The sequence below is a fragment of the Streptomyces mayteni genome, from assembly GCF_054783955.1.
In genome coordinates this window covers 15951-38598 of the sequence record NZ_BAAGPR010000041.1, presented here as the reverse complement: position 1 = coordinate 38598, position 22648 = coordinate 15951, and the positions used below count along the sequence as shown (strand labels likewise).

At 73.8% G+C, this 22648-nt stretch carries 17 protein-coding genes and 1 tRNA gene; 8 read left to right on the top strand and 10 right to left on the bottom strand.

Annotation, left to right across the window (positions count from 1 at the left end; all coding sequences use genetic code 11):
* Nucleotides 1–55 precede the first annotated feature (55 nt).
* The 3 genes from ACYVPE_RS19350 to hutU form a co-directional block, all read right to left on the bottom strand.
* Nucleotides 56–1402: a formimidoylglutamate deiminase gene (locus ACYVPE_RS19350; RefSeq protein ID WP_461034918.1), complete on the bottom strand. Its 1347-nt coding sequence runs from the start codon at nt 1400–1402 to the stop codon at nt 56–58.
* Complete coding sequence (locus tag ACYVPE_RS19345; protein ID WP_461034894.1) at nt 1399–2583, bottom strand: allantoate amidohydrolase; 1185 nt, start codon at nt 2581–2583, stop codon at nt 1399–1401. Before ACYVPE_RS19345 ends, ACYVPE_RS19350 begins: the two co-directional genes overlap by 4 nt.
* Nucleotides 2584–2906: 323 nt before the next feature.
* A complete protein-coding gene (gene hutU / locus ACYVPE_RS19340) occupies nt 2907–4634 on the bottom strand; it encodes a urocanate hydratase (RefSeq protein ID WP_461034893.1) in 1728 nt (575 codons plus the stop codon).
* 130 nt (nt 4635–4764) lie between these two features.
* Between hutU and ACYVPE_RS19335 the strand changes: the two genes are divergently transcribed.
* Nucleotides 4765–6093 (top strand): type III PLP-dependent enzyme domain-containing protein, encoded by a 1329-nt coding sequence (locus tag ACYVPE_RS19335; RefSeq protein ID WP_461034892.1) that lies wholly within the window; start codon nt 4765–4767, stop codon nt 6091–6093.
* A 10-nt stretch (nt 6094–6103) separates the two neighbouring features.
* Here ACYVPE_RS19335 and ACYVPE_RS19330 read toward each other — a convergent pair whose 3' ends face one another.
* Entirely contained in the window at nt 6104–6556 is a 453-nt protein-coding gene (locus tag ACYVPE_RS19330) for a hypothetical protein (RefSeq protein ID WP_461034891.1), read from the bottom strand.
* A 61-nt stretch (nt 6557–6617) separates the two neighbouring features.
* Entirely contained in the window at nt 6618–7469 is an 852-nt protein-coding gene (locus tag ACYVPE_RS19325; RefSeq protein WP_461034890.1) for a MurR/RpiR family transcriptional regulator, read from the bottom strand.
* Nucleotides 7470–7590: 121 nt separating this feature from the next.
* Here ACYVPE_RS19325 and ACYVPE_RS19320 point away from each other — a divergent pair, with 121 nt between their 5' ends.
* Nucleotides 7591–8040, top strand: a complete 450-nt coding sequence (locus tag ACYVPE_RS19320) for a hypothetical protein (RefSeq protein ID WP_461034889.1) — start codon at nt 7591–7593, stop codon at nt 8038–8040.
* Nucleotides 8041–8353: 313 nt separating this feature from the next.
* Here the strand turns inward: ACYVPE_RS19320 and ACYVPE_RS19315 are convergent, their stop codons facing one another.
* The gene (locus tag ACYVPE_RS19315) at nt 8354–9736 is read right to left on the bottom strand and encodes a cystathionine beta-synthase (protein WP_461034888.1); all 1383 of its coding nucleotides are present in this window, start codon (nt 9734–9736) and stop codon (nt 8354–8356) included.
* A gap of 137 nt (nt 9737–9873) precedes the next feature.
* Here ACYVPE_RS19315 and ACYVPE_RS19310 point away from each other — a divergent pair, with 137 nt between their 5' ends.
* From ACYVPE_RS19310 to ACYVPE_RS19295, 4 genes are all read left to right on the top strand, one after another.
* Nucleotides 9874–10908 carry an SGNH/GDSL hydrolase family protein gene (locus ACYVPE_RS19310; protein ID WP_461034887.1) on the top strand — a complete coding sequence of 345 codons (1035 nt, stop codon included), beginning with the start codon at nt 9874–9876 and terminating at the stop codon, nt 10906–10908.
* A 661-nt stretch (nt 10909–11569) separates the two neighbouring features.
* Nucleotides 11570–12790 (top strand): acetyl-CoA C-acetyltransferase, encoded by a 1221-nt coding sequence (locus tag ACYVPE_RS19305; RefSeq protein WP_461034886.1) that lies wholly within the window; start codon nt 11570–11572, stop codon nt 12788–12790.
* 296 nt (nt 12791–13086) lie between these two features.
* Nucleotides 13087–14016: a hypothetical protein gene (locus ACYVPE_RS19300; RefSeq protein ID WP_461034885.1), complete on the top strand. Its 930-nt coding sequence runs from the start codon at nt 13087–13089 to the stop codon at nt 14014–14016.
* Between the two features lie 3 nt (nt 14017–14019).
* Nucleotides 14020–14364 carry a hypothetical protein gene (locus tag ACYVPE_RS19295; protein ID WP_461034884.1) on the top strand — a complete coding sequence of 115 codons (345 nt, stop codon included), beginning with the start codon at nt 14020–14022 and terminating at the stop codon, nt 14362–14364.
* 104 nt (nt 14365–14468) lie between these two features.
* Here ACYVPE_RS19295 and ACYVPE_RS19290 read toward each other — a convergent pair whose 3' ends face one another.
* Together ACYVPE_RS19290 and ACYVPE_RS19285 are read right to left on the bottom strand one after the other, a co-directional pair.
* Nucleotides 14469–15326, bottom strand: a complete 858-nt coding sequence (locus tag ACYVPE_RS19290; protein ID WP_461034883.1) for a Bax inhibitor-1/YccA family protein — start codon at nt 15324–15326, stop codon at nt 14469–14471.
* A 448-nt stretch (nt 15327–15774) separates the two neighbouring features.
* Nucleotides 15775–15856, bottom strand: a tRNA-Leu gene (locus tag ACYVPE_RS19285).
* A 377-nt stretch (nt 15857–16233) separates the two neighbouring features.
* On the opposite strand from ACYVPE_RS19285, the gene ACYVPE_RS19280 reads away from it, so the two are divergent.
* Together ACYVPE_RS19280 and ACYVPE_RS19275 are read left to right on the top strand one after the other, a co-directional pair.
* Nucleotides 16234–17013 (top strand): ABC transporter ATP-binding protein, encoded by a 780-nt coding sequence (locus ACYVPE_RS19280; RefSeq protein ID WP_461034882.1) that lies wholly within the window; start codon nt 16234–16236, stop codon nt 17011–17013.
* Nucleotides 17014–17120: 107 nt separating this feature from the next.
* Nucleotides 17121–19667 (top strand): ABC transporter permease, encoded by a 2547-nt coding sequence (locus ACYVPE_RS19275; RefSeq protein WP_461034881.1) that lies wholly within the window; start codon nt 17121–17123, stop codon nt 19665–19667.
* 3 nt (nt 19668–19670) lie between these two features.
* Here ACYVPE_RS19275 and ACYVPE_RS19270 read toward each other — a convergent pair whose 3' ends face one another.
* Together ACYVPE_RS19270 and ACYVPE_RS19265 are read right to left on the bottom strand one after the other, a co-directional pair.
* Nucleotides 19671–20981 (bottom strand): class I SAM-dependent methyltransferase, encoded by a 1311-nt coding sequence (locus ACYVPE_RS19270; protein WP_461034880.1) that lies wholly within the window; start codon nt 20979–20981, stop codon nt 19671–19673.
* A gap of 179 nt (nt 20982–21160) precedes the next feature.
* Complete coding sequence (locus tag ACYVPE_RS19265) at nt 21161–22552, bottom strand: NAD(P)/FAD-dependent oxidoreductase (RefSeq protein WP_461034879.1); 1392 nt, start codon at nt 22550–22552, stop codon at nt 21161–21163.
* Nucleotides 22553–22648: the final 96 nt, after the last annotated feature.

Here is a 22648-nt window from a genome sequence, read left to right as displayed (position 1 = left end):
GGAGTGCGGTGCGGCGGCGGGCCGGCCACCGCGGGGGCCGGCCCGCCGCCCCACCTCAGTCGCCGTCCCGCAGCGCCTGGATGGCCTGGTGCAGTCGGCTCGGCACCTCGTGCACCAGTTGGTGCTCGCCGTCCCGCACGATGTGCCGGCCGCCGACCACCGTGTGCCGCACGTCGGCGTTGGTCGCGGCGAACACCGCCGCCTCCAGGGCCAGTTCGTGCGGCGGCCCGGCGGTGCGTACCGAGTCGAGCGCCACCGTGGTCAGGTCGGCGAGCCAGCCAGGCTCGATCCGCCCGGCCTCCGGCCAGCCGAGGGCGGCGTGGCCGTGCTCGGCGGCGGCCCGCACCAGCTGCCCGGCGGTGAAGTGGCCGCGGGCGCGTGAGCGCAGCCGCTCGTCGAGTTCCAGGGCGCGGGCCTCCTCGAGCAGGTCGATCACGGCGTGGCTGTCGCTGCCCAGGCAGAGCGGGCTGCCGGCGGCCCGCAGCCGGGCGGCCGGGCCGATGCCGTCGGCGAGGTCCCGCTCGGTGGTGGGGCAGACGCAGACCCGGGTGTCGGAGCGGCCGATGAGTTCGATGTCCTCGTCGGTGAGATGGGTGGCGTGCACGGCGGTGGTGGAGGGCCCGAGCACGCCGTGGTCGGCGAGCAGCCTGGCGGGGGTGCGGCCGTGGGCGCGTTGGCAGTCCTCGTTCTCGCCCGGCTGTTCCGAGAGGTGGAGGTGGAGCGGGGCGCGCCGCTCGGCGGCCCAGCCGGCCACGGTGCCGAGCGCGTCCGTCGGCACGGCGCGCACCGAGTGGATGGCGGCGCCGATCCTGGCGTGGGTGCCGGGGCGCAGCCCGGCGGCCCGCTCGGCCCAGCGCTCCGCGGTGCCGTCGGAGAAGCGCCGCTGCTGGGCGGTGACGGGTTGGCCGAAGCCGGAGGAGAGATAGCAGGTGTCGAGGAGGGTGATCCGGATGCCGGCCGCCGCGGCGGCGGCGATCAGCGCCTCGCCCATGGCGTTGGGCTCGCGGTAGGGGGTGCCGTCCTGGTTGTGGTGCACGTAGTGGAACTCGCCGACGCAGGTGACGCCGGCCATGGCCATCTCGGCGTAGACGGCGGTGGCGAGGGCGAGGTAGTTCTCGGGGGTGAGCCGGGCGGCCAGGTCGTACATGCCGCTGCGCCAGGTCCAGAAGGTGCCGCCGCCGATCTGCGCGGCGCCGCGCAGCGCGCGGTGGAAGGCGTGGCTGTGGGCGTTGGCCAGCCCCGGCAGGGTCAGGCCGCGCAGGGTCACGGCGCCGACCGGCGGCTCCGTGACCCCCGGGCGGACGGCGGTGATGTGGCCGGTGTCGGCGGTGTCGATCACGACACCCGGCTCGACGACGCCGTTGAGCCAGGCGCGCTCCGTCCAGTAGAGCTGTGCGGTCAGGGACACACCAGGTCCTCCAGTACGTCGGTCAGCGCGGCGATCCCGGCGCGGCAGTCGCTCTCGTCGGCGTGCTCGGCGGGTGCGTGGGACACCCCGGTGGGATTGCGTACGTACAGCATGGCCGTGGGCACGGCCCCGGAGAGGATTCCCGCGTCGTGTCCCGCGCCGGTCGGCAGTACCGGGGCCCCGCCGAGGAGGGTGGCGGCGCGGTCGCGCAGCCCGGCGTCGAAGGCGACGGCGGCCGTGTGGGACTCGCGGGTCACCCTCACGGACACGCCGTCCCTGGTGCCACGTTCGGCGGCGGTCCGCTCGATGCCGGCCACGAGTTCGGCCAGCGTGTCGGCGTCGGCGGCCCGGGAGTCGAGCCAGCCGCTGACCAGCGAGGGCACGGCGTTGACCCCGTTGGGCTCGACGGCCACCCGGCCGAAGGTGGCCAGCGCGCCGGCCAGCCTGGCCCGCTTGCGGGCGGCGAGCACGGTGTGCGCGTAGGTCAGCATCGGATCGCGCCGATCCGCCAGCCGGGTGGTGCCCGCGTGGTTGGCCTCGCCGGCGAAGTCGAACCGCCAGCGGCCGTGCGGCCAGATCACCGAGCCCACGCCGACCGGCCGGCCGAGGTCGACCAGGCCCCGCCCCTGTTCGATGTGGCACTCGACGAAGGCGCCGATCCCGGCCAGCCGTTCGGGGTCAGGGCCGATGCCGGCCGGGTCGTGCCCGGCCCGCTCCATGGCCGCCGCGAGGGTGACGCCGTCCGGGTCGCGCAGCGCCCTGGCCCGGTCAGGGTCGAGCAGCCCGCAGGCCAGCCGGGAGCCGACGCAGGCCACGCCGAACCTGGCGCCCTCCTCGTCGGCGAACGCCACCACGCCGAGCGGGCGGCGCGGCCGCACCCCCCTGGCCAGCAGCTCGTCCACCGCGGCGAACGCGGAGACCACACCGAGCGGCCCGTCGAAGGCGCCGCCGCCCGGCACGGAGTCCAGGTGCGAGCCGGTGACCACGGCGTCCCCCTGGCCCCGATCGCCGAGCCACGCCCACTGGTTGCCGTTCCGATCCACCTCGTAGGTCAGGCCGCGGGCCGCGGCCTCACCACGGAACCACTCCCGCAGCTCGCCATCCACCGCCGTCCAGGCGAACCGCCGGTAGCCCCCGGCGGCGTCCCGGCCGATAGGCGCGAGCTCCCCCCACATCGCACGAAAGTCACGCCCCGGCCGCCAGGCCGGCGTCCCGGCCACGGGCTCGGCACCCGGCGCCACCGCCCGCTCCGCGGCGTGAGACGCGGCCGTCCGCCGCGTATCTTCCGGTCCCCGCTCGCCGCGAGGCACGCCCATGGCGACCGCCGGCGCGTCCCTGGCGGCGGCCGCCTCTTCGGCCTGCGGCGCCGGCCTGTGCTCCGCGCCGTCCGCCGACGCCGCCCCCTCGAACCGCGGTGCGGGCCCCCGCTCCGGACCGCCCGGCGCCCGCTCGGCGCGGGACGTGCCCGCCGGTCCCGGCCGGCCGCGGGACGCGGCCGTCACCGGTCACCGTCCCGCTCGGCGCGGCCGCCGTCGGCGGCCGGGCCGCCGTGGCCCGGTGCGGCCCCCCGCGAGGGGCCCCGTAGGGGGATCCGGAGGCCGCGTTCCTCGGCCACCGTCTCGGCCTCCGGGTAGCCCGCGTCCACGTGGCGGATGACGCCCGTGCCCGGGTCGTTGGTCAGCACGCGGTGGATCTTCTCGCCGGCCAGCGCGCTGCCGTCCGCGACCGTGACCTGCCCGGCGTGCAGCGAGCGGCCGATGCCGACGCCGCCGCCGTGGTGGATGGAGACCCAGGACGCGCCGGAGGCGACGTTGACCATCGCGTTGAGCAGCGGCCAGTCCGCGATCGCGTCCGAGCCGTCCCGCATGCCCTCGGTCTCCCGGTAGGGCGAGGCGACCGAGCCGCAGTCCAGGTGGTCGCGGCCGATGACGACCGGCGCCGCCAGCTCGCCGGAGGCCACCATCGCGTTGAACCGCTCCCCGGCCAGCTCCCGTTCGCCGTAGCCGAGCCAGCAGATCCGGGCCGGCAGCCCCTGGAACCTGACCCGCTCGCCGGCCAGCGAGATCCAGCGGCGCAGCGGCTCGTTCTCCGGGAAGAGGTCGAGGATCGCCCGGTCGGTGGCGGCGATGTCGCGCGGGTCCCCGCTGAGCGCCGCCCAGCGGAACGGGCCCTTGCCCTCGCAGAACAGCGGCCTGATGTAGGCCGGCACGAAGCCGGGGAAGTCGAAGGCCCGGTCGTAGCCGGCGAGCCTGGCCTCGCCGCGGATCGAGTTGCCGTAGTCGAACACCTCGGCCCCGGCGTCCTGGAAGCCGACCATCGCCTCGACGTGGCGGGCCATCGACTCCCGCGCCCGCCGGGTGAACTCGGCCGGCCGCTCGGCGGCCAGGTCGGCCATGTCGGCGAGGTCCACGCCGAGCGGCAGGTAGGCCAGCGGGTCGTGGGCGCTGGTCTGGTCGGTGACGACGTCGATCGGCGCGCCCCGCGCCAGCAGCGCCGGCACCACCTCGGCGGCGTTGCCGAGCACCCCGACGGAGAGCGCCCGCCGCTCACCGCGCGCCCGCTCGGCGAGCGCCAGCGCCTCGTCGAGCGAGTCGGCGGCCACGTCCAGGTAGCCGTGCTCGATGCGGCGGGCGATCGCCCGTGGGTCGCAGTCCACGCAGAGCGCCACGCCGCCGTTCATGGTCACGGCGAGCGGCTGGGCGCCGCCCATCCCGCCGAGGCCCGCGGTCAGCGTGACGGTGCCGGCGAGCGAGCCGCCGAACCGCTTGGCCGCCACCGCCGCGAACGTCTCGTAGGTGCCCTGGAGGATCCCCTGGGTGCCGATGTAGATCCAGGAGCCGGCCGTCATCTGGCCGTACATGGTGAGCCCGAGCGCTTCGAGACGCCGGAACTCCTCCCAGGTGGCCCAGTCCCCCACCAGGTTGGAGTTGGCGATCAGCACCCGGGGCGCCCACTCATGGGTGGTCAGCACCCCGACCGGCCGCCCGGACTGCACCAGCATCGTCTCGTCGGGCCCGAGGTCGCGCAGCGTGGCGACCATCGCGTCGAACGAGCGCCAGTCCCTGGCCGCCTTCCCCGACCCGCCGTAGACCACGAGCCGTTCGGGGTGCTCGGCCACCTCCGGGTCCAGGTTGTTCTGGAGCATCCGCAGGGCCGCCTCCTGGGGCCACCCTCGGGCGGTCAACCCACCGCCGCGCGGCGCTCGTACGGTCCGGGGTCCTGTCATGGCCTGCCTCCCCGCTGAGGTTCGGACGACGCCGGTTGTGACGATCGCTATTCATACCTTCCAGGCTCTGAATAATTTCAGTCAACGCCCCATCTCCGTTCCGCCGGGAAAGCGTGCTTCGCTGTCGCACATGGTTGTTCCTCCCGACGCCACCGAAGCCGCCGCCCGGCGGGACCTTGCCGTCCGGGCCGCGCTGGCCCAGCACCCGCTCACCGACGAGCGGCCGCTCGTCGCCCTGCTCGACCTGGACGGCGTCCAGCGGACGGCCGCCGCACTCCATGCTGCCTTCGCCGAGGTCGCCGCGCCCGGCCAACACGTGCTCCACACCTTCGCCGTCAAGGCCGGCACCCTGGTCCCGCTGCTCCGGCTGCTCGACGGCCTCGGCATCGGCTGCGAGGTCGCCAGCCCGGGCGAGCTGGCCCTCGCCCGCGCCGCCGGCGTGGCCGCCGACCGCGTCGTCCTCGACTCCCCCGCCAAGACCCGCGCCGAGCTGCGCGAGGCGCTGGCCCTCGGCATCGCGCTCAACGTCGACAGCCGGCAGGAGCTCGACCGCCTCGACGCGCTGCGCGCCGAGGCGCCCGCGCACGGGCCGCTCGGCCTGCGGATCAACCCCCAGCTCGGCGGCGGCGCCATCGACGCGATGAGCACCGCCACCGCCACGTCCAAGTTCGGCGTCGCGCTCGCCGACCAGGGGGCGCGCGACTGGGTGCTGCGCGCCTATCTGGACCGGCCCTGGCTCACCCGGCTGCACTGCCACGTCGGCTCCCAGGGCGTCCCGCTCGACCGGATGGCCGCCGGGGCGCGCGCCACCTACGAGCTCGCCGAGGAGATCAACGCGGCGGCCGGCCGCCGGCAGGTCGACAGCCTGGACATCGGCGGCGGTCTGCCGGTGAACTTCGCCTCCGACGAGGTCACCCCCACCTTCCGCGAGTACGCTGGCCTGCTGCGCGAGGCCGTCCCCGGGCTCTTCGACGGCCGCTACGGCCTGGTCACCGAGTTCGGCCGGGCACTGCTCGCCAAGTCCGGGCTGATCCTGGCCCGCGTCGAGTACACCAAGTCGGCCGGCGGCCGCCCCGTCGCCCTCACCCACGCGGGCGCCCAGGTCGCCGTCCGCACCGCCTTCGCGCCCGAGTCCTGGCCGCTCAGGATCGCCGCCTACGACGCGACCGGCGCGCCGCGGTCGGGACCGCTGGTGCGTCAGGACGTCGCAGGACCCTGCTGCTTCGCCGGCGACCTGACCGCCCGCGACCGGCCCCTCCCACGGCTCGTGCCCGGCGACGTCGTCGGGCTGCTCGACACCGGCGCCTACTACTTCTCGACGCACTTCGCCTACAACGCCCTGCCACGCCCCGCCGTCCACGGCTTCTCCGTCTCCGAGGACGGCGCCGTCGCCTTCACCACGCTGCGGCACGCGCAGTCGCTCGCCGAGCTGGTGGCCGAGCACGGCGGCGGCCTGTGAGGCGTCGAGCTCAGGCCGACGAGCCGTCCACCGACAGGACGAGCACGGCGGTCCCGGCGTCGAGGTCCACCGAGACGAGGTCCACGCTCAGCGAGCCGAAGCCCAGCGTGCTGCCCTCGCTGCCGCTGCCGGAACCCGTGGCGGTGGAGCCGTCGTAGGAGTCCAGAGTCACCGAGGGGCTGCCGAAGTACGGGTCGGGCCCGATGTCCGTCACCACCAGCCCGGTGAGGCCGAGCGCCGCGTCCAGCGGCAGCTCCGTGCCCACGCGGACGTCGACCTCGCACGTGCCGTCGAAGCAGGGGTCGTCGGCGCCGGGGGGCGTCGGCGTAGGAGTTGGCGTAGGAGTCGGCGTGGGCGTCGGTGTCGGCGTGCTGAGCGGTCCTGACGAGTCGCAGCCGGTCGTGGTCAGGGCGAGCGCGGCCGCCGCGGCGACGGTCAGGCTCCGGATCCCGGTCTTCCTCATGGGCCCGTTACTACCGGGCGCGGCTCGGCAGGGGTCCCGAACCGCCCCCGCCGTCGAGCCCTCAGTCGAGAAAGAGTCCGCGCGCCGCCGCCCTGGTGTCGAAGGCGTCGAGGCGCGCCTGCGCGTCGGGCAGCGCGTCGCACATCGCCTCCAGGACGGTGCGGCCGAGCAGGGTCGGCGCGCAGGCGGTGTCGAAGGAGAGCGCCGTGCTGACCGGGGCGGCCAGCAGCAGGTCGTCGGGGTGCGCCACCGGCGTGAGCGCGCTGTCGGTGACCATGACCACCCGCAGGCCGGCGGCCCGCGCCGCGTCGAGCGCCTCCGCGACCTCGCGCGGATAGCGCGGCAGCACGAAGCAGAGCAGCGCGCTGGCCCCGGCCGCCACCGCCGCGTCCAGCCGGTCGGCCAGCATCGAGCCGCCCTCGTCGAGCAGCCGCACCTCCGGGTGGACCTTGGCGGCGAAGTAGGCGAAGCCGCGCGCCTCGGCGGCCGCGGCCCGCAGCCCGAGCACCGGCAGCGGCCGGGAGGCGGCCAGCCGACGTCCCGCCTCCTCGATCCGCGTCGGGTCGGACAGTTCGGCCGCCAGCCGGCGCAGTTGCTCGATCTCGGCGAGCACCGCCCGCTGGTACACGTTGCCGCGCCGGTCGGCCGGCTCGCCCGCCTCCCGCGCGCGCTCCCGCAGCCGCCGCCGCAGCGCGGGGTAGCCGTCGAAGCCGAGCGCGACCGCGAACCGGGTGACGGACGGCTGACTGACGCCGGCCAACTCGGCCAGCTCGACGCTGGAGAGGAACGGCGCCTCCTCGGCCCGCCGGACCAGGCAGTGCGCGATCCGCCGCTGGGTCGGGGTCAGCCGGTGTCCCTCGAAGAGCCGCAGCAGCTCGCTGCTCGCCCCGCCCGGCTCGCTCGTCCGCCTCACCCGCGCCATCCTATGCAGTCGCCCCCGACGCCCACCCCGACCCGAGTTCGGGTAAGCCCCGAGCCGATATGGGGGCTATCCCTACTGCCAGGCGCGGGCGGGCGGTCGTACCGTGGGCGGCATGACGAGCTCCGGTGACCGCGAACTGAACCACGACGCCGACCTCAGGGGCGACCTGGAGGCCGCCGTGCAGACGCGCAGGGAGCTCGGCGACGGCTACGAGGCCGAGCTGATCGACTCGTTCCTCGCCAAGGTGGAGCAGCGCATCGACACCACCGTGGACAAGCGGGTGCGGCGGCAGCTCGCGGAGCAGCAGATGGTGGTGGCGCGCGGCGGCCGTTCGTCGGCGGCGCCGCAGGTCGAGTCGCAGGGCCCAGGCGTGGCCTTCGGCCTGGCCGCGCTGTCGCTGGTGCTTGCCATCCCGCTGTCGGCGATAGCCGCCGCACAGGGCGGGGTGTCCGGGCTGCTGCTGTGCTGGGTCGGGATCGTCGGCGTCAACGCCTGCTACGTGGCCCAGGTCGCGCTCCGCAGGGACGAGCCGAGGCGGCGGCGCGACGACGACTGGGACTGAGCGCTGCCGGAGGAAGTGTGTTGGCGGGGACCGCCGCACCCCGGTGTTGCCACCAGGGGCGGGACGACGGCGGTCCCCGCGGGGACGCGGGCCGGGTCGGGGCCTCGCGTCCGGGCGACCAGGGAGGTCCGGGAGCCGCTCCGGAGGTCCTTGGTGCCGACATCCAGAACTCTGCCGGACGGGTGTTAACGACGCGTTGCCCGGCCGTGACACTTCGGGTTCTGTTGGCTGTCTCCGCGAAAGCCGGCCCGTCGTGCGACGGAACCCGGCACCGACGGTGGGGGGTCGGCGCTCGTCGGTCAGCGGCGGAGTGTCAGCGGTCGGCGGCCAGGAAGGTCAGCAGGTCCTGCCGGCTGACCACGCCCGTCGGCTTCCCCTCGACGAGCACCACCGCCGCGTCCGCCTCCCTGAGCACGGCCATCAGGTCGGCCACCGGCTCCCCCGAGCCGACGTGCGGCAGCGGCGGGCTCAGGTGCTTCTCCAGCGGGTCGCTGAGCGCCGCCCGCCGCGCGAACAGCGCGTCGAGCAGCTCCCGTTCGACGACCGAGCCGACGATCTCGGCCGCCATCACGTCCGGATGCCCGGCGCCCGGCTTCACCACCGGCATCTGCGAGACGCCGTACTCGCGCAGCACCTCGATGGCCTGCTCGACCGTCTCCTCCGGGTGCATGTGCACCAGCGAGGGCAGGGCGCCCTCCTTGCCGCGCAGCACGTCGCCGACCCGGAGTTCGGGCTCGCCGCCCTCCAGGAAGCCGTAGTCGGCCATCCACTCGTCGTTGAAGATCTTGCTCAGATAGCCGCGGCCGCTGTCCGGGAGCAGCACCACCACCACGTCGTCCTGGCCAAGACCCCTGGCCGCCTCCAGCGCGGCGACCACGGCCATCCCGCAGGAGCCGCCGACCAGCAGGCCCTCCTCGCGGGCGAGCCGCCTGGTCATCTGGAAGGAGTCCTTGTCCGAGACGGCGATGATCTCGTCGGCCACCTCGGCGTCGTAGGCGGTGGGCCAGAAGTCCTCGCCGACGCCCTCGGTCAGGTAGGGCCGCCCGGAGCCGCCGGAGTAGACCGAGCCCTCGGGGTCGGCGCCGATCACCCGCACCCGGCCGCCGCTGACGTCCTTGAGGTAGCGGCCGGTGCCCGAGATGGTGCCGCCGGTGCCGACGCCGGCCACGAAGTGGGTGATCCGCCCCTCGGTCTGCTTCCACAGCTCGGGACCGGTGGTCTCGTAGTGCGAGCGCGGGTTCTCCGGGTTGCTGTACTGGTCGGGCTTCCAGGCGCCCGGCGTCTCGCGGACCAGCCGGTCGGAGACGTTGTAGTACGAGTCGGGGTGCTCGGGGTCGACGGCGGTGGGGCAGACGACGACCTCGGCGCCGTAGGCACGGAGCACGTTGATCTTGTCGGTGGAGACCTTGTCCGGGCAGACGAAGACGCAGCGGTAGCCCTTGCGCTGGGCCACGATGGCGAGGCCGACGCCGGTGTTGCCCGAGGTCGGCTCGATGATCACGCCGCCGGGCCGCAGGGCGCCCGAGTCCTCGGCGGCCTCGATCATCCGCAGCGCGATCCGGTCCTTCACCGACCCGCCGGGGTTGAAGTACTCCACCTTGGCCAGGACCGTGGCCCTGATCCCGGTGGTCACTCGGCTGAGCTTCACCAGCGGGGTGTTGCCGACAAGGTCGATGATCGACTCGTGATACTGCACCTGGGTCTCCGCATATCCGGGACGGATCGGTGGCGGTTCCGTCCGCCCACCGGACATCACCCTATTGCGTTGCGCGGCCCGCCGCGCTGGGCAGCACATGTGGGGAGAGACGCGATGGACGGATGTGGGAGGCGGCCATGTCAAGGGCGAGGGTGGCACGCAGGATCGCGACCGCGGCCGCCTACGGCGGCGGCGGTCTCAGCGTGCTGGGCGGCGCCGCGGCGGGCCTGCTGCTGACCGAGGTGCAGTACGCGCGGCGCCGGCTCGGCGCCGGCTGGGACGACGAACCGCCGGTCTCCGACGGCCTGTACGGCGCGGCGTTCGCCCCCACCCACGGGGTGCCGTGGCGGCTGGCGATACTGGGCGACTCCACGGCCGCCGGCTACGGCGTGCACCGCGCGGGCCAGACGCCCGGCGCGCTGCTGGCCTCGGGGCTCGCGGCCGTCTCCGAGCGGGCGGTGGAACTGCACAACGTCGCGTTGACGGGGGCCAGGTCGTCGGACCTGGAACGGCAGGTCTCGCTGCTGCTCACCGAGCCTGGCCGGGCGCCGGTCCCCGACGTCTGCGTGATCATGATCGGCGCCAACGACATCACCGGCCGGGTGACGCCCGCGCGTTCGGTGAAGTACCTCTCGGAGGCGGTGGCCAGGCTCCGCACCGCCGGCAGCCAGGTGATCGTGGGCACCTGCCCCGACCTGGGCTCCGTCGAGCCGGTGGCACAGCCGCTGCGCTGGATCGCCAGGCGGCTCTGCCACCAGCTGGCCGCGGCGCAGACCATCGCGGTGGTGGAACTCGGCGGGCGCACGGTCTCGCTCGGCGCCCTCCTCGGCCCCGAGTTCGCCGCGCACCCACGCGAGTTGTTCGGCCCTGACCGCTACCACCCGTCGGCCGAGGGATACGCGGCGGCGGCGATGGCGATGCTGCCGACACTCTGCGACGCGGTCGGCGTCTGGCCCGCCGAGGCGGCCCGCCGCGAACGACTGCTCCCGGTGGCCGACGCGGCGGTCAGCGCCGTCACCGAGGAGGGCACCGAGGTCAGCGCCGCCGAGAGCGGCGGCCGCCGCATCCCCTGGGCCCTGGTCAAACGCCGCCGGGGCCGCCTGCCGGCCTACGAATCCGAAGGCCCACCCCCCGAACTCCACACCAGCACCGGCCCCCCACCACGCCCCTGACCTGGGGGCCGAAGGCCCCTCGGAACCCCCGGGGTACGGGGCGCAGCCCCGCACCACAGCAGCCGCCCCAAAGGGGCGAACCCGGGGGCGAAGCCCCGCACCACCCCAGGCCCGGCGGGCCGGAGGTCCGGGTGCCGGGGCTTTGGCCTGGGCGCAGCCCCGGGCCACACCAGGCCCAAGCGCGCCGGGGCGGAACCCCAGGCCCCCGGGGGAACGGGGCGCAGCCCCGTACCGGGCCCGGCAGCCGTGCCCAGCGCCAGGCCCGGGGGCATCGGGGCAGAGCCCCGCACCGTGCCGGCCGCAGCCCCGCACCGCGCCAGCCCGCAGGCCCAGGCACCGGGAACCCCGGGGGCGCAGCCCCGAACAGGGCCAAGCCCAGAGGTCAGGGGGTGTCGGGGCGAAGCCCCGCACCCGGCCGGGGCCCGAGGCCCGGGTCCGCACCACGCCCGGGGCCCGGGCCGGCCGGCGGCCGGCGTCGTGGCGGGGCGCAGCCCCGAGGCAGTGGCAGGCCGCAGCCAAGCGGAGGCTCAGGGCCAGGAGCCGTACCCACGGGTCGTCGGTACCGGTAGGCCGGCAGGCCGTACAGGTGACAGCCCCACCTACCTGTCGGTAACTTCGTATCGAGGGCGGGTGCCAGCCCGCCACCCCGTCGGGAGGAACCATGCCGGAAGCCGTCATCGTCGCCGCCGCCCGCTCGCCGATCGGTCGTGCCTTCAAGGGGTCGCTCAAGGAGCTGCGCCCGGACGACCTGACCGCCACCATCATCCGGGCCGCGCTCGACCAGGTGCCCGCGCTCGACCCGACGGAGATCGACGACCTGATGCTCGGCTGCGGCCTGCCGGGCGGCGAGCAGGGGTACAACCTGGGCCGGGTGGTGGCCGTCCAGCTCGGTCTCGACCGGCTGCCGGCCTGTACGGTCACCCGCTACTGCGCCTCCTCGCTCCAGACCACCAGGATGGCGTTCCACGCGATCAAGGCCGGCGAGGGCGACGTGTTCGTGTCGGCCGGCGTGGAGATGGTGTCCCGCTCGGTCAAGGGCTCGTCCGACAGCCTGCCCGACACCCGCAACCCGCTGTTCGCCGAGGCCGAGGCCCGCAGCGCGCACCGCGCCGAGCACGGCGGCGAGGGCTGGCACGATCCGCGCGAGGACGGCATGTTCCCCGACGTGTACGTGGCCATGGGCCAGACCGCCGAGAACCTGGCCCGGCTGAAGGGCGTGACCAGGGCGGAGATGGACGAGTTCGGGGTGCGCTCGCAGAACCTGGCGGAGAAGGCACTCGCCGACGGCTTCTGGCAGCGCGAGATCACCCCGGTGACCACGCCGGACGGCACGGTCGTGGCGGCCGACGACGGCCCGCGGCCCGGCGTCACGATGGAGGGCGTGGCGGGGCTCAAGCCGGCCTTCCGCCCGGACGGCCTGGTCACGGCCGGCAACTGCTGCCCGCTGAACGACGGCGCCGCCGCGCTGGTGATCATGTCCGACCGCAAGGCCCGCGAGCTCGGCCTCACGCCGCTGGCCAGGATCGTCTCCACCGGGGTCTCGGCGCTGTCGCCCGAGATCATGGGCCTCGGCCCGGTGGAGGCCAGCCGGCGGGCGCTCTCCCTGGCGGGCCTCACGATCGACGACATCGACCTGGTCGAGATCAACGAGGCGTTCGCCGCCCAGGTGATCCCCTCCTACCGCGACCTCGGCATCGACCTGGACCGGCTCAACGTCAACGGCGGCGCGATCGCCGTCGGCCACCCCTTCGGCATGACCGGCGCCCGGATCACCGGCACCCTGATCAACTCGCTCCGCTGGCACGACAAGCGGCTGGGCCTGGAGACCATGTGTGTGGGCGGCGGCCAGGGCATGGCCATGGTGCTGGAACGCCTGAGCTGAGCGCGTCAGCGCGTCACGCGGGCCGGGCGACGCTCCCCCCGGCCCGCGCGCCCCTCGGCCCCCTTTATACCGGCGAGACCGAAGCGGACCCGTGATGTGATCCACGCCGGGCTCCACGGAGAAAGCGCAGCTCAGCGGAGTGGCGGGGGAACGTTTCGGACCAAAGACCTGTCCAGTTCATGACGTTTCGCACTGCACGGCGTGGCCGCGAACCGGAAACCTGGGATAAGAAGTCTGGAGGTACCTGCCGGGCCGCCAGGCCCGGGGAAGGACCAAGACCTTCTGGGAGCGAGTCCGTGAGCGCCATATCCGTGATCCTGCTGGTGACCGCAGGCAGCTGCGTCGCCTCCGCCGCCTTCGGCGCGCTTGCCCTGCGCACCGCGCTCGGCCTGCGCCGCGAGCTCGGCGAGCTGCGCGCGGAGCTGGCCCGTCCCACGCTGCCGGCCGCCCGGCCCGTCCCGCCCGAGGAGATCCGCACGGCCGTGGCGGCCGCGCTCGCCGACGAGCGGGAGCGCGAGCTGGCCGAGGCCCGCGCCTACTGGGCCGAGCAGGACGCCAGGGAGAACGAGGGCGCCGGCGGGCTGCTCGGCGGCCGTGGCCTCGGCTACGAGGTGGCGGACGCCGACGAGGAGATCCTGGACGCGCTGCTCGAGCGCTATCTGCTCAGCGACTCCGGCTACCTCCCCGCCCCGCCCCGGGCCGTCCGCGAGGGCGCCGCGTTCCTCCCCCGCCAGGCCGACGACGAGCCGGCCGACGGCGAGGACGAGCTCCGCGACCAGTCGGAAGGCCAGGACGACGCCGGTTCGACCGAGTCCGCCGAGCTGGCCGCCGCCCGGCGGCGGCACCCCTCGCACCCCGGCTTCACGCTCACCGGCGAGGCCGCGGACCGCGGCACCGGCGAGCGCTCGGCCCGCGAGGAGCAGCGGCACACCGCCGACCAGCTCTCGCTGCTCGCCGAGTCCCGCACGCCGCTCGCCGACGTCCGGCAGGGCCCGATGGGCACGCTCGACCTGCTGCTGTTCGAGGACGGCACCACGCTCTGCCTCACCCCGAGCCACCAGGAGGCCGCCGAGCAGCTGGCCGAGGCGGTGCGGACGGGCGAACACCCGGTGCTGATGGGCGGCTCAGGCGTCTCCGGCGCCTACGCGCTGACCTTCGCCTGCGGGGCCGAGAGCGTGTACCTGCTGGCGGACCGCGTGGTCGCCTCCACCTACCGGAACGATTGAGGCATGGCGCGATCCGACACCACTCCCCCCGCCCCGACCCGTGACGAGCTGTACGAGGCGGTGGACGCGGCGGCCGACCGGCTGCGCACCCTGCCGGAGAGCCGGTTGCGGCGCGGCGCGGCGGCCGAGGGTCTGGCGCTGGCCCGCGAGCTGACCAACCGCGCGCAGCGCCTCGAGACACCCTTCGGCGGGCAGCGCCGGCTGCCCGAGGTCGGCATCTACGCGGTGGGCGACCAGGTGGCCGTCGCCGGCTACGACCTGGCGTGGGCCGTCACGGACGCCGGTGACGACCCGGCCGCCGAGCGGGCGCTGGCCGAGGCGCTCGACCTGCTGAGCCGCCACCGCTGACCACCGCTTGCCACCGCCGACGACGGAACAGCGGAGGGGCCCGGCGAGACGGTGTCTCGCCGGGCCCCTCACGTCAGCTCAGCTCGATCTCAGCCGACCTGCCGTCAGTCGCCCTGCAGGATGGCGATCAGGCGCAGGAACTCCAGGTAGATCCAGACCAGGGTCAGGGTCAGGCCGAAGGCGGCCAGCCACGACTCCTTCTCCGGGGCACCGTAGGCGATGCCGTCCTCGACCTGCTTGAAGTCCAGGGCGAGGAAGCAGGCGCCGAGCACGATGCCGGCGATGCCGAACAGAACGCCCATGAAGCCGTCACGCAGGCCGAGGCCGTTGCCCCCGCCGATCATGGCCACGATCAGGTTGACCGCGGAGAGCAGCACGAAGCCGAGGGCCGCGGCCAGCACGAACTGGGTGAAGCGCTGGGTGACGCGGATGATCCGCTGCTTGTACATGAACAGCACGCCGGCGAAGACCGCCATGGTGCCGATGACGGCCTGCATGGCCGCGCCCGGCGCCACCGCGTTGATCGCGTTGCTGATGGTGCCGAGGAAGAGGCCCTCGGCCACGGCGTAGGCGAGGATCAGCGCGGGGGAAGCCTCGCGCTTGAACGACTGCCACAGGCCGAGACCCAGCGCCACGAGGGCGAAGAGCACCCCGGCGCCGAGCGGCATGTCGGTGATCCAGGCGGCCGCCGCGGCGACGACGACGGTGCCCAGGGTGATGGCGGTGCGGGAGACGACGCTGTCGATCGTCATCACACCGGCGCGAGTGGGGGCGGGCGGCACGTATCCGCCGTCGGGGCCCACCTGCGGCTGCGCGTACGGGTTACCCGGCTGCGCGTAGGGGTTGGACGGGCTACCCGCGTACGGATTCCCGGTCTGCAGCTGCGGCCCGGCGTTGAAGCCGGCGTAGCCACCGTCCCGACTGAACCCCCGACGCGTGAAGACCGGGTTGCTGCTCCTCATCTCACTCCTCCATGGCCGCACGGCACGACCTTGACTACCAGAGTAATGCGTTAGCAAAGACTGCACGGTAGTGCAGTCGGAGAAACGAGCGAAAGGGGTTTGAAGGTTCCCGTACCGGACCGTAATCCCACCGTCTCCGGCCGCGGCCCGAGGTGGTTGGCGGCGTGGCGCCCACGTCAGACGCGGCGCCGCCGGACCGGCTCCGGCGCGCGGTCTTTCGTGGCGGTGGGGCTGCCGCAGCGGAGGCACACGCCGCGCGGGCCAGGGGTGTGGCTGGCGGCGGTTTCGCCTGTCCAGTCCAGGCACGGCGAATCGACGGCGGGCGGGGAGGGGGAGCCGACCGGCCGGGCGGGGCGGGGCGGTGAGCCGACACGGGGCCCCGGAACTCGCGTGGTTCCAGGGGCTGTCAGTGGTCGCCCTTGCTGGTCAGGCGGCGTGGCGCCTGGTGTGCCCGGAGCCGGACTTGAACCGGCACGACCCGAAGGCCAGCGAGTTTTAAGCTCACCGTGTCTGCATTCCACCATCCGGGCACAGATCCCAAGCCGTTCCGAGCGCCGTGCGCGCCTGAGGCGTCTACTGAGCTTAACTGGCAGATTCGCCCGAACACCGGTGCCCCAGGCCGATGTTGTCTGATTTTATGAGCCCCTGATGACTCATCAGACACTGACGACCCGGCCACAGGCCGCTTCGGTCTCCACCCCACCCACCCCACCGCGGCGAGGATTGACGCAAATCAACCCTCCGCATCCTTCCGGGCACTCAGGGATGATCTCCTCCTCAGGTATGACACGCGGCCGTCGGCTGTCCCTCTGAAGAACTCGCCAGAACCGGTATGGAGGCTGATCCGCGCCGGGGCGCGATGGCTCAGGATGGAAGGTGCCTGCCCCCGTCCCGACAGGAGAACCTCGTGTCCAGCACCGTCGCCGCCCCGTACACCGCGTCCACCGGAGCGGTAGCGGCCCAAGCCAGGGACCTCACCAAGGTCTATGGAGAGGGAGAGACCAGGGTCGTGGCCCTGGACCACGTCTCCGTGGACTTCAGGCAGGCGGAGTTCACCGCGATCATGGGGCCCTCGGGCTCCGGCAAGTCCACCCTGATGCACTGCATGGCCGGCCTCGACTCGATCTCGGCGGGCTCGGCCCGCATCGGGGACACGGAGCTCGCCGGCCTCAAGGACAAGAAGCTCACCCAACTCCGGCGCGACCGGATCGGTTTCATCTTCCAGGCGTTCAACCTGCTGCCCACGCTCAGCGCCCTGGAGAACATCACGCTGCCCATGTCCATCGCCGGCCGCAAGCCCGACAAGCAGTGGCTGGACCGGGTGGTGTCCACCGTGGGCCTCGCCGACCGCCTCAGGCACCGGCCCGGCCAGCTCTCCGGCGGCCAGCAGCAACGCGTCGCGGTGGCCCGGGCGTTGGCCGCCCGGCCGGAGATCATCTTCGGCGACGAGCCCACCGGCAACCTCGACTCCCGCGCCGGCGCCGAGATCCTCGGCTTCCTGCGGAACTCGGTGCGTGAGCTCGGCCAGACCGTGGTCATGGTCACCCACGACCCGGTGGCCGCCGCCTACGCGGACCGCGTCATATTCCTCGCGGACGGCCGGATCGTCGACGACATGCCGGAGCCGACCGCCGAGCGGGTCCTGGAGCACATGAAGCGGTTCGACGCCAAGGGCCGCACCAGCTGACGGCAGCCGTCGGGCCGCTCACACCCCACCACCCACACCGTCCGTCACGTCCCCGGCCAGGGCAGCCGCCCTCGGAGCCGGCGGGCGACCACCTCCCGGGATTCCCCATGCTCCGAACAGCCCTGCGCAATGTGCTCGCGCACAAGGCCCGGCTGCTGATGACCACCCTCGCCGTGCTGCTCGGCGTCGCCTTCGTCTCCGGCACCCTCGTCTTCACCTCCACCATCTCCGAGGCGTTCCAGCGCAGTTCGGAGCGCTCCCTGAGCCATGTCGACATAGCCATCCAGCCCGACGGGGACAGCGAGGCCGCCGAGGCCGCGCCGGGCGGCGCCGCCAACCTCGACCAGGCGCTGCTCGACGAGGTCGGCGCGCTGCCCGGCGTCGCCGAGGCCATCGGCGACGTCAGCGGCTTCGCCGCGCTGGCCGACAAGGAGGGCGACCTGGTCGGCTCCGGCTGGGACACCCGCGGCGCCAACTACTACGCCGGCCAGGGCGGCACCGGCACGGACTCCCGCTACCCGATGGCCGAGGGCCGGGCGCCCAGCGCGGCCGGCGAGATCGCCATCGACGCGCACACCGCCGAGCGCACCGGCTACCAGGTGGGCGACACCGCCCGCGTCTCGGTGGACGGCCCGGTCCGCGAGGAGACCATCACCGGCGTCTTCACCACCGAGGAGGGCAGCGTCGCCGCCGGCGGCTCGCTGGTCCTCTACGACACCGCCACCGCCCAGGAGCTGTTCGCCGGTCCTGGCGAGTACACCAGGATCACCCTCGCCGCCGCGGCCGGCACCTCGCAGACCCAGCTCGACGAGGCGGTCCAGCCGCTGCTGCCGGCCGACGCCGAGGCCCTCACCGGGCAGCAGCTCGCGGACGACCAGGCCGAGATGATCCAGGCCCAGACCAGCGGCATGCGCACCGGGCTGCTGGCCTTCGCCGGCATCTCCCTGTTCGTCGGCATCTTCATCATCGCCAACACCTTCACCATGCTGGTCGCCCAGCGCACCAAGGAGCTGGCGCTGCTGCGCGCCGTCGGCGCCAGCCGCCGCCAGGTCACCAGGTCGGTGCTCATCGAGGCGCTCCTGGTGGGCTGCGTCGCCGGCCTCGCCGGCTTCGCCGCCGGCGTCGGCATCGCCGCCGGGCTCCGCTCCCTGATGGAGTCCATCGAGTTCACCATCCCGGAGGGCCCGCTGGTCGTCTCCGGCTCCACCGTGCTCGCCTCGGTGCTCGTCGCGGTCGTCGTCACCATGCTCGCCGCCTACCTGCCGGCCAGGCGGGCCGCGAAGATCCCGCCGGTCGCCGCCATGAACAGCGTGCACGCCGCACCCACCACCCGCGGCCTGCTGGTCCGCAACACCATCGGCGCGCTCTTCGCCGCCGCCGGCGCCGCCCTGGTGGTGGCCGGCATCAACCGCGACGACTCCGGCGCCACCATGGGCCTCGGCGCCGGGCTGCTGGTGATCGGCGTCTTCGTCCTCACCCCGCTGCTCTCCCGCCCGGTCATCGCCCTGGCCAGCCCGCTGCTGCGCATCTTCGGGGTCTCCGGCAAGCTCGCCAGGCTCAACGCGGTGCGCAACCCGCGCCGCACCGCCGCCACCGCCTCCGCGCTGATGATCGGCCTCACCCTGATCACCGGCCTGACCGTGATAGCCGGCACCCTCTCCAACGCCATCGAGAAGATGGCCGCCCAGGCCATCAGCTCCGACTACGTGGTCTCGATGGCGAACTTCGCGCCGCTCAACCCCGAGGTCGCCGAGACCCTGGCCGAGCAGCCGGGCGTCACCGGCGTCAGCGGGCTGCGCGCCTCGCCCGCCCTGGTGGCCGACCGCACCGACAGCGACTCGCTGACCGGCGTCAACGGCGAGGCCATCGACCGGCTGATGAGCCCCGACTTCGTCGCGGGCTCCTTCGAGGGCCTCAGCGGCGACAACGCGGTGATCGACACCGCCACCGCGGAGGACCTCGGCCTCGCCCTCGGCCAGTCCTTCGACGTCACCTACGAGGACGGCCAGTCCGGGCGGCTGACGGTCACCGGCATCTACGAGGACAGCGAGGTGATGCGCGGCATCCTCCTGGACGACGCCACGCTCGACCCGCACATGACCCGGATCCAGGACTTCCAGGTGATGGTGGCCACCGAGAGCGGCGCCAGCGACGAGGCCAAGCAGGCCCTGGAGGCGGCCCTCGGCGACAACCCGGCGATCCTCGTCCAGGACGAGGCCGACATCGCCGAGGACATCGCCTACGTCTTCACGCTGATGCTCAACATGCTCTACGGCCTGCTGGCCATGGCCGTCATCGTGGCCGTGCTCGGCGTCATCAACACCCTGGCGATGTCGGTCTTCGAGCGCCGCCAGGAGATCGGGATGCTGCGCGCCATCGGCCTCGACCGGCGGTCCACCAAGCGCATGGTGCGCCTGGAGTCCATCGTGATCGCGCTGTTCGGCGGGGTGCTCGGCGTCGGCCTCGGCGTGTTCTTCGGCTGGGCCGTCGGCGAGATGATGCGGGGCTCGCTCGCCACCTACGAGCTGATCCTCCCCTGGGACCGGATAGCCGTCTTCCTGGCCCTGGCCGGCCTGGTCGGCGTGCTGGCCGCCCTGTGGCCGGCCAGGCGCGCCGCCAGGCTCAACATGCTCGACAGCATCAAGGCGGACTAGCCGCTAGGCGGCCAGTTCTCGTCGCTCGCCGGCCGCCGGCCGCCACTCCCGGGTGCGCAACGGCAGCCCGGAGGCCCCGGAGGCCGGCGGGCGCACGGCGAGGATCTGGTTGACCCCGATGTGGGCCCGCTCGAAGGACAGGGCCGAGGCCGCCATGTAGAGCCGCCAGACCCGGGCCCGGCCCGGGCTGGTGAGCCGCACCGCCTCGTCCCAGCGGGCCTCCAGGTTCCGCACCCAGCTCCGCAGCGTCAGGGCGTAGTGCTCCCGCAGCGACTCCAGGTCCCTGACCTCGAAGCCGGCCCGCTCCAGCAGGGTCACCGTCCGCCCCACCGGTGCGAGTTCGCCGTCCGGGAAGACGTAGGCGTCGATGAACGGATCGACGTGGTAGCCGGTCTCGTCCTTCCTGGGGCGGCGGGCGATCTGGTGGTTGAGCAGCCGGCCGCCCTCCGCGAGCAGCCCGAACAGCTGGCCCGCGTACTCGCGGTAGCGCGCCGCGCCCACGTGCTCGGCCATGCCGACCGAGGAGATCGCGTCGAAGGGCCCGTCGTCGGTCTCCCGGTAGTCCTGGACCCGGATCTCCACCCGGTCCTCAAGACCCTCCTTGACCACCTGCTCCCGCGCGTACTCCGCCTGCTCCTTCGAGAGCGTGATGCCGACCACCCGCGCGCCGTACTCGCGGGCCGCGTGCCTGGCCAGGGAACCCCAGCCGCAGCCCACGTCCAGCAGCCGCTGCCCCTCGCGCAGGTCCAGCTTGCGGCAGATCAGGTCCACCTTGGCGGCCTGGGCCGCCTCCAGGCTGTCCCCCGGGGAGCCGAACACGGCACACGAGTACACCATCGAGGGCCCGAGCACGAGCCCGTAGAAGTCGTTGCCCACGTCGTAGTGGTGGCTGATGGCCTGGCGGTCGCGGCGCAGCGAGTGCAGCGGCCCGGAGCGGCGCCGCACCTCCTCGCGGGGCGGCGACGGTGGCACCGGCACAGGACCGACGAGCGCCAGCAGCTCCCGGCCGGCCGCCAGCAGGTCGCGGCCGGCCGCCGCCGCGCCGTCCGGCCGGTTCCACACCAGGTCGGAGATCAGCTCGAGCACCGGATAGAGCTCGCCCTCGACGTCGAGCTCGCCGGCCACCCAGGCTCTGGCCAGGCCGAGTTCACCCGGCCGGAACAGCAGTCGGCGCAGCGCTCTCGGGTGTCTGACGACCACGACGGGCGCGTCCGGTGGGCCCGCGACGCTGCCGTCCCAGCCCCGGATCCGGACGGGGGGCGGCGCGCCGAGCAGCCGTTCGACGAGGGTGGCGATTCGCGGTGCAACGCTCATTCGGGACACACCTCCAGGGATGGGGCGGAGTGGCACCCCGCCCACCTTGGCACCGAGACCCTTCCGAAACGCCCTTACCGCACCGTCCATTCCGCAGTTCACCCCCTCGGCCACCCCGGAAAAGGCCGAAGGGGCGGCCGGCCGAAGCCGTCCGCCCCCTCAGGGGTGAAGTCTCGCGGTCAGCCCGCGGCCTTGGCCTTGGGCTGCTCCTCGACCTTCCTGGTCGCGGCCGCCGTGACCGGCGCCGCCGCCTCGTAGAACTCCTCGCGCGGGTGCTCCATGGCGCCGAGCGAGACCACCTCGCGCTTGAGGAACAGGCCCAGGGTCCAGTCGGCGAACACCCGGATCTTGCGGTTCCAGGTCGGCACCGCCATGCCGTGGTAGCCGCGGTGCAGGTACCAGCCGAGCCGGCCGCGGAAGCGGAACGTCAGCTTGCCCAGCTTGATCATGGCCACGCCCTTGCGGAGCCCGAGCCCGGCCACCGCGCCCATGCTGGCGTGCTTGTACTCCTGCTGCGGGAAGCCGCGCATCCCGGAGATGACGTTGTCGCCGAGCACCTTGGCCTGCCGCAGCGCGTGCTGCGCGTTCGGCGGGCACCAGGCGTTCTCCACGCCGGCGGCGCGCGCCGCCAGGTCGGGCACCTGGGCGTTGTCGCCGGCCGACCAGATGTAGTCGGTGCCGGCCACCTGGAGGGTGGGCCGGGTGTCCACGTGACCGCGCGGGCCGAGCGGCAGGCCGTAGCGGGCCAGCGCCGGGTTGGGCTTGACGCCCGCGGTCCACACGATGGTGTGGGAGTCGGCCACCACGTCGTTGCTGAGCTCGACGTGCCCGTCCACGCAGGACTTCAGCGAGGTCTTCAGGTGCACCTCGATGCCGCGCGCCTTCAGGTGCTCGAGACCCCACTCGCCGAGCTTGGGCCCGACCTCGGGGAGGATCCGCTCGGCCACGTCCACCAGGACGAAGCGCATGTCCTCGCGCTTGACGGAGGGGTAGTACTTGGTGGCGTCCCGCGCCATGTCCTCGACCTCGCCGATCGTCTCGGCGCCGGCGAAGCCACCGCCCACGAAGACGAAGGTGAGCGCCTTGCGGCGGACGGCCTCGTCGGTGGTGGAGTCGGCCTTGTCCAGCTGCTCGAGCACGTGGTTGCGGAGGCCGATGGCCTCCTCCACGCCCTTCATGCCGATGCCCTGCTCGGCGAGGCCGGGGATCGGGAAGGTGCGGGAGACCGCGCCGAGCGCGACCACCAGGTAGTCGAAGGGGACCTCGTACGGCTGGCCGACGAGGGGCGCCACCGTGGCGACCCTGCGGTCCTGGTCGATGGAGGTGACGCGGCCGGTGAGGACCTCGGCCTTGGGGAGCACTCGCCGCAGCGGCACCACGACGTGACGCGGGGAGATGCTCCCGGCCGCGGCCTCGGGGAGGAACGGCTGGTAGGTCATGTACGAGCGCGGGTCGACGACGGTGACGGTGGCTTCGCCGTAACGCATCTTCTTGAGGATGCGGCGGGCCGCGTACATGCCGACGTACCCACCACCTACGACGAGGATTCGGGGACGCTCCGTGGTGCTCATGCCATCGAGTATCCACCCGACCTCCCCACCCCCCTCGTGAGGGGCTTCACAAGCTTGCTCGGGTGTTCTGCTACACTGCGCGGCCCTTTGCGCCGC

Coding starts and splice junctions, on each gene's coding strand:
- ACYVPE_RS19320 (WP_461034889.1), top strand. CDS start 7,591: ATGACGAGCTCCGGTGACCGCGAACTGAACCACGACGCCGACCTCAGG.
- ACYVPE_RS19290 (WP_461034883.1), bottom strand. CDS start 15,326: ATGAGGAGCAGCAACCCGGTCTTCACGCGTCGGGGGTTCAGTCGGGAC.
- ACYVPE_RS19330 (WP_461034891.1), bottom strand. CDS start 6,556: ATGAGGAAGACCGGGATCCGGAGCCTGACCGTCGCCGCGGCGGCCGCG.
- ACYVPE_RS19335 (WP_461034892.1), top strand. CDS start 4,765: ATGGTTGTTCCTCCCGACGCCACCGAAGCCGCCGCCCGGCGGGACCTT.
- ACYVPE_RS19265 (WP_461034879.1), bottom strand. CDS start 22,552: ATGAGCACCACGGAGCGTCCCCGAATCCTCGTCGTAGGTGGTGGGTAC.
- ACYVPE_RS19310 (WP_461034887.1), top strand. CDS start 9,874: ATGTCAAGGGCGAGGGTGGCACGCAGGATCGCGACCGCGGCCGCCTAC.
- ACYVPE_RS19270 (WP_461034880.1), bottom strand. CDS start 20,981: ATGAGCGTTGCACCGCGAATCGCCACCCTCGTCGAACGGCTGCTCGGC.
- ACYVPE_RS19305 (WP_461034886.1), top strand. CDS start 11,570: ATGCCGGAAGCCGTCATCGTCGCCGCCGCCCGCTCGCCGATCGGTCGT.
- ACYVPE_RS19345 (WP_461034894.1), bottom strand. CDS start 2,583: ATGTGGGGGGAGCTCGCGCCTATCGGCCGGGACGCCGCCGGGGGCTAC.
- ACYVPE_RS19275 (WP_461034881.1), top strand. CDS start 17,121: ATGCTCCGAACAGCCCTGCGCAATGTGCTCGCGCACAAGGCCCGGCTG.
- hutU (WP_461034893.1), bottom strand. CDS start 4,634: ATGACAGGACCCCGGACCGTACGAGCGCCGCGCGGCGGTGGGTTGACC.
- ACYVPE_RS19295 (WP_461034884.1), top strand. CDS start 14,020: ATGGCGCGATCCGACACCACTCCCCCCGCCCCGACCCGTGACGAGCTG.